Genomic DNA, 316 nt, shown 5'->3' on the forward strand with positions numbered 1-316 from the left:
TCCCTATATTGTGGATTCATTATACCATTAAATGAGCACGTTGGTGCACTTTTTATTTTACATTTAAATTACAAGTGCATACCCCCATCTTCATGCCGGTTCCGGGTTTGGTGTTGCCGTTGCTTTTTCGTCATTTCCCACTCGGTTTCTTTCAGTCCACGTTCTTGCTGTTTTCTTAGATAGTCCGTATTTTTCGCATATAAAATGGTCATTAAGGCTTCGTCCAAAATATTCATCAGGTAATTTTTCGGGCTAGTTAGGTGGTAATTAATGGCCTGATAGTCCTTAACTTGAGCTTGCTTATATTGATCAAAGC

1 protein-coding gene is annotated in these 316 nt (G+C 38.6%); it reads right to left on the reverse strand.

Annotated features, from left to right (window positions below; all coding sequences use genetic code 11):
• Positions 1-68 precede the first annotated feature (68 nt).
• A partial coding sequence (locus tag ACXIUA_RS02130; protein ID WP_457975979.1) for a hypothetical protein occupies positions 69-316 on the reverse strand: 248 nt, incomplete at its 5' end.

It is taken from the genome of Corynebacterium sp. UMB8791, from assembly GCF_054166365.1.